The sequence below is a fragment of the Photorhabdus viridis genome, from assembly GCF_040256935.1.
In the GTDB taxonomy this organism is placed as follows: Bacteria; Pseudomonadota; Gammaproteobacteria; order Enterobacterales; family Enterobacteriaceae; genus Photorhabdus; species Photorhabdus viridis.
Window position 1 is genome coordinate 56524 of record NZ_JBEJZY010000030.1, and the last position, 10064, is coordinate 66587.

Here is a 10064-nt window from a genome sequence, read left to right on the forward strand (position 1 = left end):
TTGCCGGTACCCCTGCCAGGGTAACCGCTAGTAATGATGCAGGCTTCCGGCTTTTTAACAAATTTAGTCCTCAAGTTATCCACAAAAATCCATGTTTTTGTGCACTTGATAAAAGCCGTTTTTAACATTATCTTGTTGTCATTATTTAGTGTACCCCCTACATATTGTGTTCCTTAACATTCCATTACCACTACTCTCTCGTTGGTTTCTTCACCACTGAGAAGGGTATGTTTTGGTCTTGTAAAGACACAAAGCAGGTGGGAGCAAGTCTGAAAGTAAATGTAAGGTATGCCTGTCCATGAACCATAGTCTGCTAGTAACAAAGCGTGATGGCCACAAAGAACGAATTGACCTTGAGAAAATCCACCGGGTTATTAACTGGGCAGCCGACGGTCTGAAAAATGTCTCGGTATCACAAGTAGAACTGCGTTCTCAAATCCAATTTTACGACAGTATCAAAACCTCAGATATTCACGAGACGATGATTAAAGCTGCCGCGGACCTTATCTCCGGTGATGCGCCAGACTATCAGTATCTGGCAGCCCGCTTGGCAATTTTCAACCTGCGTAAAAAAGCCTATGGTCAATTTGAGCCGCCAGCCCTGTATGATCACGTATCCCGTATGGTGGAAATGGGCAAATACGATAAACACTTGCTGGCAGACTACTCGAAAGAAGAATTCGAGCAAATGAACGAGTTTATCGACCACTGGCGTGATATGAATTTCTCTTACGCTGCGGTCAAACAGCTCGAAGGTAAATATCTGGTTCAAAATCGTGTTACCGGTGAAATTTATGAGAGCGCCCAGTTCCTTTATATTCTGGTAGCCGCCTGCCTGTTTTCCGGTTATCCAAGAGAAACCCGTCTGGACTACATTCGTCGTTTTTACGACGCGGCTTCTACGTTTAAAATTTCCCTGCCGACTCCCATCATGGCAGGTGTGCGTACCCCTACCCGTCAATTCAGCTCCTGCGTGCTGATTGAGTGTGACGACAGCCTGGATTCAATTAACGCCACTTCCAGCGCCATTGTGAAATATGTTTCTCAACGCGCCGGTATTGGCATCAACGCGGGCCGTATTCGTGCGTTGGGCAGCCCAATCCGTAATGGTGAAGCTTTCCACACCGGCTGTATTCCGTTCTACAAACACTTCCAGACAGCGGTAAAATCCTGTTCACAAGGGGGTGTCCGTGGCGGTGCCGCGACATTATTCTATCCGTTATGGCATCTGGAAGTTGAAAGCCTGCTGGTACTGAAAAACAACCGGGGCGTTGAAGGCAACCGTGTCCGTCATATGGACTACGGCGTACAGCTCAACAAATTAATGTACGAGCGCCTGATCAAAGGTGAAGATATTACCCTGTTCAGCCCATCTGACGTTCCTGGATTATATGATGCATTCTTTGCGGATCAGGATAAATTTGAACGTCTGTATACTCAATATGAGCAGGACAGCAATATCCGTCAGCAACGCCTGAAAGCGGTTGATCTCTTCTCGCTGATGATGCAAGAACGCGCCTCCACCGGACGTATCTACATTCAAAACGTAGACCACTGCAACACTCACAGCCCATTTGACCCATCAGTCGCCCCTGTGCGCCAGTCAAATTTGTGTCTGGAAATTGCACTGCCAACCAAACCATTGAATGATATCAATGATAAAAACGGCGAAATCGCGCTGTGTACGCTATCCGCATTCAACCTGGGCGCAATCGAAAATCTTGATGAGCTGGAAGAATTGGCAACTCTGGCTGTCCGTGCGCTTGACGCCCTGCTTGATTATCAGGACTACCCGATCATTGCAGCAAAACAAGGGGCAATGGGTCGCCGTACTTTAGGTATTGGCGTCATCAACTACGCTTACTATCTGGCAAAACATGGCGCGCGTTATTCAGATGGCAGAGCTAACAACCTGACGCACAAAACATTTGAAGCTATCCAGTATTACTTGTTGAAAGCCTCTAATGAGCTGGCGAAAGAGCAAGGCGCTTGCCCGTGGTTTAAAGAAACCACCTATTCTGAAGGTATCCTGCCTATCGATACCTATAAAAAAACGCTGGATACATTGGTCAATGAGCCACTGCACTATGACTGGGAAGCGTTGCGCCGTGATATCAAACAATATGGTCTGCGTAATTCAACATTATCCTCTTTGATGCCGTCAGAGACATCTTCACAGATCTCCAACGCCACCAATGGCATTGAACCGCCTCGTGGTTACATCAGCATCAAAGCATCAAAAGATGGCATTTTGCGTCAGGTTGTACCGGAATATGAACGCCTGAAAGGCGCTTATGAACTCCTGTGGCAAATGCCGGGTAATGATGGTTACTTGCAGTTGGTTGGTATCATGCAGAAATTTATCGATCAATCGATCTCTGCCAATACCAACTATGATCCGACACGTTTCCCTAGTGGAAAAGTGCCGATGAATCAACTGCTGAAAGATTTACTGCTCGCCTACAAATATGGTGTGAAGACACTGTATTACCATAATACACGTGATGGCGCGGAAGACGTTCAGGGTGACCTGGAGGAAGTCGTGGAATCGGCTGATTCCGATTGTGAAGGCGGCGCGTGTAAGATTTAATTTGAGGAAGTTATGGCCTATACCACCTTTTCGCAGGTAAAAAACGACCAGTTACAGGAACCGATGTTCTTTGGTCAGCCGGTAAACGTAGCTCGTTATGACCAGCAAAAGTATCCGATTTTCGAGAAATTGATCGAAAAACAGCTCTCGTTCTTCTGGCGCCCGGAAGAAGTTGACGTGTCCCGCGATCGCATTGACTACAATGCGTTGCCGGATCATGAAAAGCATATTTTCATCAGTAATCTGAAATACCAAACGCTGCTGGACTCTATTCAGGGTCGCAGCCCAAACGTGGCGTTTCTGCCCTTGATCTCCATTCCTGAGTTGGAGACCTGGGTTGAAACCTGGTCTTTTTCCGAGACGATTCACTCACGTTCTTATACGCACATCATCCGTAATATCGTTAACGATCCGGCGGTTGTGTTTGATGATATTGTCACCAATGAAGAGATTCTGAAACGTGCGAAAGATATTTCCGCTTATTACGATGATCTGATTGAGATGACCAACAACTATCAGTTGTTTGGTGAAGGAACGCATCAAGCTGCGGGTAAAACCATCACTACCAGTCTGCGTGAACTGAAAAAACAACTGTACCTGTGCCTGATGAGCGTTAACGCGCTGGAAGCGATCCGCTTCTACGTCAGCTTTGCCTGTTCATTTGCTTTCGCCGAACGCGAACTGATGGAAGGTAACGCTAAAATCATCAAACTGATTGCCCGTGACGAAGCACTGCATCTAACAGGCACTCAGCATATGCTGAATCTGTTGCGCTCTGGTCAGGATGACCCGGAAATGGCTGAAATTGCCAAAGAGTGTGAACAACAGTGTTACGACCTGTTTGTTCAGGCGGCGGAGCAAGAAAAAGAGTGGGCGGAGTACCTGTTCAAAGAAGGTTCTATGATTGGTTTGAACAGAGATATTTTGTGTCAGTATGTTGAATACATCACCAATATCCGTATGCAGGCTGTTGGGCTGAAACTGCCATTTGAAACGCGTTCTAACCCAATTCCGTGGATCAATTCCTGGCTGGTGTCCGATAACGTTCAAGTCGCGCCACAAGAAGTTGAAGTCAGTTCCTATCTGGTTGGTCAGATTGATGCTGAGGTTAATCCTGACGACCTGAGTGATTTTGAACTCTGATGACAAGCTATAAAGTAACCCTGTATGGTATGCAGGGTTATCATATTCACAGCTCTCCTGAGCTGCATAACAGTCTGCTGGAAGCGCTGGAACAAGGCAAAGTACAAGCTGAATACCAGTGCCGTGAAGGTTATTGCGGCTCCTGCCGTGTCAGATTGGTAAAAGGTAAAGTAGGCTATCGGCGTAAGCCACTGGCTTTTGTTAATGAAGGCGAAATTTTACCCTGCTGCTGTCATCCACTCAGTGATATTGAAATTGAGCTTTAGTATTCAAGTAGAATGGAACTCCTCAGCCCTATGTTCAAGCTCTGCAAGAAATGATGTCTTTGCGCTTCACTAGTCCTTCGCCACCATCACTTTGTGAATAGAAACGTGGAGCACTGCATCCCCTTTAGTAGAAAGCTGGGACTTCCAAACCCAAAGCGATATGCTCGGCACGAATAAGCTCATGAACTGCATTTTTATCCATGTCATGCCCTACACTTGATACTTTATTAGGGACATGAGTACTCTTAACGAAAGCAATAATTTCTTCTAATGTATAACGCAGGTCAGCAGAGGCCCGACCAAAACGCGTAATCATGCTGCGTAGCTCAGTGCTGGTTTCAGGAACGGATGTTAACGCGACTTTTGCAGCTTCAATAAAATTGGCGCAGATAATAATGTTTTTAGTTAAGTAGTGAAGGTTGTCCTTCGCAAAACTTGACATACTTTTATCGTCAATAGGTATACACTTTGATTCCCACTCGGATCGCAGGTTTTTCAAATTGAATCGCATCCGATTAACCATATTCGCGACAAAATCGGTTGCTTCTTCGATAGGAAGAAAAACAACGGAATCATATTTCGTTAGGCTGGTATTGACTATATCAATCAAAGACGATGACTGATTAGCGCAAAACAACTACCGTAAAAAATAGCCCCATTGAAATCGCCTGAATTAATATTGGGTAAAAATCATATCAACTTACTTGCTTCAAAAACAGAAAGCATGTTATATACATGAACATTCGAGATAAAAAATGTGATAAACCAGATTTAAACTATAACCTTCATCAATGTTTTATTAATAAACAATTCGACATAAATATATTAGGAAAATAAAAATGGAAAAAACAATAAAATGGGGAATTATTGGTTGTGGTGATGTTACTGAAGTAAAAAGTGGCCCTGCTTTTTATAAATTAGACAATTCTGAATTAGTTGCAGTAATGAGGCGCAATGCTAATTTAGCAGAAGATTTTGCTAAAAGACATCATGTCCCTAAATGGTATTCTGATGCGAACTCACTGATTAATGATAAAGACATTGATGCCGTATATATTGCAACACCACCCTCTACACATAAAGAATATACTATTTTGGCTGCTAAGGCGGGTAAAGCGATATATGTAGAAAAGCCTATGGCATTAACATTCGAAGAATGTAATGAAATGATAGCGACTTGTAAATCACAAAATGTCCCATTATTTGTTGCTTATTACAGAAGAGCATTACCGAGATTTTTAAAAATCAAAGAATTAATTGAATCAGGCGCGATAGGAACGCCAAGAATAGTAAGTTGTATACTTTACAGAGAGATAGAACCCTGCTATCAGGACCCTCATCATTTACCTTGGGTTGTTAAACCAGAAATTTCCGGTGGTGGATTATTTGTTGATTTGGCATGCCATACTCTGGATATATTAGACTTTCTTTTGGGGAAAATTATTTCTGTCAAAGGGCATGCAAATTCACAAGGAAATTCTTATCCTGCCGAAGATTGCGTATCAATGTCATTTATGTTTGAAAATAATATTCAAGGTGTAGGTATATGGAATTTTGTTTCGAATGCCAGAGGGGATAATGTTGAAATAATTGGTAACAAAGGAAAAATATCTTTTTCTACCTTTGGAAATTCAGCCATTTCATATTATGACGAAAATAATAAATTACACCAATTTAATATTAACAATCCAGAGCATATAGAAATGCCATTGATTAATACGATAATTAATGAATTACAAGGAAAAGGTTTTTGCCCTTCAACAGGAGAATCAGGCTCACGAACCAGTTGGGTAATAGACCAAATATTAAAAGATTATAGAATGAATAATTATTTATAAGTAATTTATTTTTAAAAAATATACTGATTAAAGTGGAACAAGATATATGGAAAAGGCAAAGGTGGTATTCAGGCTGAAACTGATAATGGATTGACCGACAACCCGTTGGACTACTTTTTTCCAATCACCATTGCTGATTTGGGGTAATTTCGCTTTTGTCGGATCGAGTTTAGTACCATCAGCCACTTTATCCCATCCCATATAGGCCGCCATTACGTGTTCTGATTGAATTTTTAGGATCGTAGTATAAATCTCAAGACGTTCTTTTGAAATGTATTGTTCCATGCTGAAGCCTATTTTGAAAAAACAATAGAATACCGTCAACGGAGCGGTTTGTAAAAATAACTTGACTTCAATCAGTGATAGATTTAGCGCACACGCGTTAAGGCGGAGCCGCCTCTTACGTAGTAGAGGTCTCATGCGAGAATAGTTATATGGAAAAGCCACCTCAAGGTGGCTTTTCTCGTTTTTGTCCTGCCTTTTTCCTAGCGGTTGGCCGATTAGGTTTTACCCCAAAACCACCTTCTTATAAACTGCCGTTATGAAATCCATTCTCAGAATTAGATATATAACACACCAAAAACAAGAGAAAAAAATAACTACCATTCTGTAATAATTCATTAAACATATAATCAATAAGAAAAATTTTACACAATATAAAATATTAGCATATCGACGATATCTACAAGAACGGTAAAAAAGAGACGCCCCCTTTAAAACCCATAAACATAATTATTCATTGTGTCTTAAAAGTGATAGCCTTACATGGAAGTTATCCAGTTTAATCATGATGGGTGAAATTATGAAAGATAAAACGATGAGTTTCTCTGTAAACAAAGATCTGGATGTTCATTCAAAAAGCTTTGATGCCTTCATATCATACATGGAAAACAGCAACGATTTTTGGATTATAAAAGACAACGAATCTCGATTCGTCTATGCTAACGATATTATGCTTTATTACAGCGGCCTTCCTAAAGGTTTTAACATAGAAGGTAAGCTTGATAGTGAATGTCCAGCACCGTGGTCTGAGTTTGAAGATATTATACAAGCTAATGATAAAAACGTAATGACGAGTCAAAAAACCATCCCAGTATTAAATACTTTCGCTTATGGCGGGAGACAAAAAATAATCCAACCATTTCTACTCGACATTACACCACTAATGAAAGACGGAAAATGCGTTGGGGTTGTTGGACACGGTAAAAAACTTCAAATTTATTCCATGTATCATTTTGAAAATAACAGGCATCCTGACTCATTAACCTTTGGCACACCAACTGATTTATTTACTGATAGAGAGTTCGATATAGTATTTTTTGCTCTACAATCACTAAGCGCTAAAGATATATCCAAAAAATTAGGTATCACCTATAGAACGGTACAAAGTAGGCTACAGATAATTTATCAGAAAATAGGAATAAACTCATTAAAACAATTAAAAGAATATTGTAGGGCTAAGGGGTATGATAACTATGCTCCTACCGGATTTATTAACCCTAATCCCTATATACCTCTAGCATAACAATGCACAACATCGTTGTCGCCACTGTGCCATTAGGGTTCTGCCTGGCAGAGCCCCTACGCCTAATCTAGCGTCGTATGTAAGATCTTTGCCTGCCCAGTTTTTCATCTTTTATGTCTGTCTATATATTTAATCCTTCAATGCTACAAATTGCATAAAATCTTTCGTTGGCATGATGTTTAATAAAATTATCTTTTCGCTCAGGACTAATTCAACCGATCATATTAAGTATGTCCTCATAATGTTTAATTAATAAAGCACAACTGGCTTGAGCACCATGCACTGGAGTTGCATAATCCGGGAAATAAGTATTAGGATCGTTATAATGAAATTTCCAAATAGCCTCATGGTGAGAAATTCTATTTCTTAACCCTTTTATTTTTTGAGAAAATCTTCTATTTTTTTCCGTGTCATATCTTTTGGCGCATAAGGGAATACATGCACTAAGAGATTAGGCCAGAGTAATGTCTCAGAATCTTTATCTTCGTATTTATGGGATAATAAATTTGTCCAGAAGCTAAAAGTTAAAGAGGAAATAATCCTGCTTGGTGTGAGGATTTTATTTTTTGCGGCATTAATTTGGGTTTCCTCCAAAATATATTTATCAATCACTCACTTTCCAGACTACCGTTATGAAATCCATTCTCATAATTAGATATATAACACACCAAAAACAAGAGAAAAAAACAACTACCATTCTGTAATAATTCATTAAACATATAATCAATAAGAAAAATTTTACACAATATAAAATATTAGCATATCGACGATATCTACAAGAACGGTAAAAAAGAGACGCCCCCTTTAAAACCCATAAACATAATTATTCATTGTGTCGTAAAAGTGATAACCTTACATGGAAGTTATCCAGTTTAATCATGATGGGTGAAATTATGAAAGATAAAACGATGAGTTTCTCTGTAAACAAAGATCTGGATGTTCATTCAAAAAGCTTTGATGCCTTCATATCATACATGGAAAACAGCAACGATTTTTGGATTATAAAAGACAACGAATCTCGATTCGTCTATGCTAATGATGTTACGCATTATTACTGCAACCTTCCTAAAGGTTTTAACATGGAAGGCCGGCTTGATATTGAATGTCCGGGACCATGGGTTGAGTTTGTAGATATTATACAAGCTAACGATAGAAACGTAATGACGAGTCAAAAAACCATTCCGGTACTAAATACCTTCATTTATGGCGGAAGAGAGAAAATAATCCAACCGCTCCTAGTCAATATTACACCACTAATGAAGGACGGAAAATGCGTTGGGGTTGTTGGACACGGTAAAAAACTTCAAATTTATTCCATGTATCATTTTGAAAATAACAGGCATCCTGACTCATTAACCTTTGGCACACCAACTGATTTATTTACTGATAGAGAGTTCGATATAGTATTTTTTGCTCTACAATCACTAAGCGCTAAAGATATATCCAAAAAATTAGGTATCACCTATAGAACGGTACAAAGTAGGCTACAGATAATTTATCAGAAAATAGGAATAAACTCATTAAAACAATTAAAAGAATATTGTAGGGCTAAGGGGTATGATAACTATGCTCCTACCAGATTTATTAACCCTAATCCCTATATACCTCTAGCATAACAATGCACAACATCGTTGTCGCCACTGTGCCATTAGGGTTCTGCCTGGCAGAGCCCCTACGTCCCGGCGCGTAGAAGCGCCTGTACACCTCAGCAAGCGATTTCCCGATTCGACGTACCTTTAATGATCGGTTGAATGCTCATGGATTATATGTATTCAATATAAAACATCCGTGAAATCAGCAGAAATATAGGGAGGAGTATCAGCATAATACAAAAGATTAAATAATTGAGGCAGAAAAAATTAACTATGACAAAAAGGCAGAGCGTTAATAACCCTATATTAATCCTATGATCATACCTGAAGCTTTCCACAAGACATGAGAAAAGTTTCAGGTACTTAATCTCTTCTCAATTTACTTTCTTACGAGAAGTTTATTTTAATTCATTTGAGATATCTACTTGGCCATATTTCGTAAGGTTCACAATTTAAAGCGGTAGCAATGAGCCATTCACCTTTAGGCCACGGACGATGCAACGCATTACTTAACGTAGATGATGCAAGCCCCGCTTCTCTTGAAACAGCAGATAACGACGTTCCCCGTTTTCTGAGTCCCGCAATAATATCAGCCGGGTGCCAGTCGTCTGTTACAATCATTACTTCTTCTCCTTTTCAGTTTGGTTATTCAAGGTGCTATATTCATACTCTCTTAAGATTAATATTTTTATATTGTTACAGCTTTTTCCCTGACCCCACGCTGGTGTGGAATACCAAAAAATAGCGGTACTAAGACGTTAAACCCCGCTAAATACAGCCAAATATTCTCCGAATAGAAAAATGTAATGTTCAAAAATTTTAGTTATTTTTGGAAATGTTGAAAGCGCATTAAATACTTTAATGAATGCACTAAATAATCTCTTCAATTACGGGGAGTGATGCTAACTAAGTTAACTCAGTAACCTGAGCTTCGCTTAAGGGAAGGGAACTAAAGTGCCTGAGGCACGAGCAAAGTTTTTGCTAAAGAAAACAAAATCATGGAGACCCTCAGGCATGGTTAATTTAGAAGAACTTTACTGCTGCGTCGATGACTTTTGCCAAAAATTTATTCCTCTCTGGCATCAACAACTCATTGAACATGGATTACGT

Annotated in this window: 10 protein-coding genes and 1 pseudogene; 7 read left to right on the forward strand and 4 right to left on the reverse strand. The window is 39.9% G+C overall.

Annotation, left to right across the window (positions count from 1 at the left end; translation table 11 throughout):
* Nucleotides 1-298 precede the first annotated feature (298 nt).
* The 3 genes from nrdA to yfaE are packed head-to-tail and all read left to right on the forward strand — an operon-like array spanning nt 299 to nt 3999.
* Nucleotides 299-2590, forward strand: a complete 2292-nt coding sequence (nrdA, locus tag ABR397_RS14230; protein ID WP_350306306.1) for a class 1a ribonucleoside-diphosphate reductase subunit alpha — start codon at nt 299-301, stop codon at nt 2588-2590.
* Nucleotides 2591-2602: 12 nt separating this feature from the next.
* Nucleotides 2603-3733, forward strand: a complete 1131-nt coding sequence (gene nrdB / locus ABR397_RS14235; RefSeq protein WP_350306307.1) for a class Ia ribonucleoside-diphosphate reductase subunit beta — start codon at nt 2603-2605, stop codon at nt 3731-3733.
* Nucleotides 3733-3999: a class I ribonucleotide reductase maintenance protein YfaE gene (gene yfaE, locus ABR397_RS14240; protein WP_350306308.1), complete on the forward strand. Its 267-nt coding sequence runs from the start codon at nt 3733-3735 to the stop codon at nt 3997-3999. The genes nrdB and yfaE overlap by 1 nt, the downstream gene beginning before the upstream one ends.
* A gap of 124 nt (nt 4000-4123) precedes the next feature.
* On the opposite strand, the gene ABR397_RS14245 is transcribed toward yfaE, so the two are convergent.
* A complete protein-coding gene (locus ABR397_RS14245; RefSeq protein WP_350306309.1) occupies nt 4124-4441 on the reverse strand; it encodes a hypothetical protein in 318 nt (105 codons plus the stop codon).
* Between the two features lie 397 nt (nt 4442-4838).
* Between ABR397_RS14245 and ABR397_RS14250 the strand changes: the two genes are divergently transcribed.
* A complete protein-coding gene (locus ABR397_RS14250) occupies nt 4839-5837 on the forward strand; it encodes a Gfo/Idh/MocA family protein (protein ID WP_350306310.1) in 999 nt (332 codons plus the stop codon).
* A 27-nt stretch (nt 5838-5864) separates the two neighbouring features.
* On the opposite strand, the gene ABR397_RS14255 is transcribed toward ABR397_RS14250, so the two are convergent.
* A complete protein-coding gene (locus tag ABR397_RS14255; RefSeq protein WP_350306311.1) occupies nt 5865-6122 on the reverse strand; it encodes a hypothetical protein in 258 nt (85 codons plus the stop codon).
* 517 nt (nt 6123-6639) lie between these two features.
* Here ABR397_RS14255 and ABR397_RS14260 point away from each other — a divergent pair.
* Complete coding sequence (locus ABR397_RS14260; RefSeq protein WP_350306312.1) at nt 6640-7362, forward strand: helix-turn-helix transcriptional regulator; 723 nt, start codon at nt 6640-6642, stop codon at nt 7360-7362.
* Between the two features lie 375 nt (nt 7363-7737).
* Here the strand turns inward: ABR397_RS14260 and ABR397_RS14265 are convergent, their stop codons facing one another.
* A complete protein-coding gene (locus ABR397_RS14265; RefSeq protein ID WP_350306313.1) occupies nt 7738-7974 on the reverse strand; it encodes a hypothetical protein in 237 nt (78 codons plus the stop codon).
* Nucleotides 7975-8255: 281 nt separating this feature from the next.
* Here ABR397_RS14265 and ABR397_RS14270 point away from each other — a divergent pair, with 281 nt between their 5' ends.
* Nucleotides 8256-8978 carry a helix-turn-helix transcriptional regulator gene (locus tag ABR397_RS14270; protein WP_350306314.1) on the forward strand — a complete coding sequence of 241 codons (723 nt, stop codon included), beginning with the start codon at nt 8256-8258 and terminating at the stop codon, nt 8976-8978.
* Nucleotides 8979-9362: 384 nt separating this feature from the next.
* Here the strand turns inward: ABR397_RS14270 and ABR397_RS14275 are convergent, their stop codons facing one another.
* On the reverse strand, nt 9363-9575 hold the full coding sequence (locus tag ABR397_RS14275) for a helix-turn-helix domain-containing protein (RefSeq protein ID WP_350306315.1): 213 nt from the start codon (nt 9573-9575) through the stop codon (nt 9363-9365).
* A 393-nt stretch (nt 9576-9968) separates the two neighbouring features.
* Here ABR397_RS14275 and ABR397_RS25460 point away from each other — a divergent pair.
* A pseudogene (locus tag ABR397_RS25460) lies at nt 9969-10064 on the forward strand (IS982 family transposase); the annotation flags it as partial.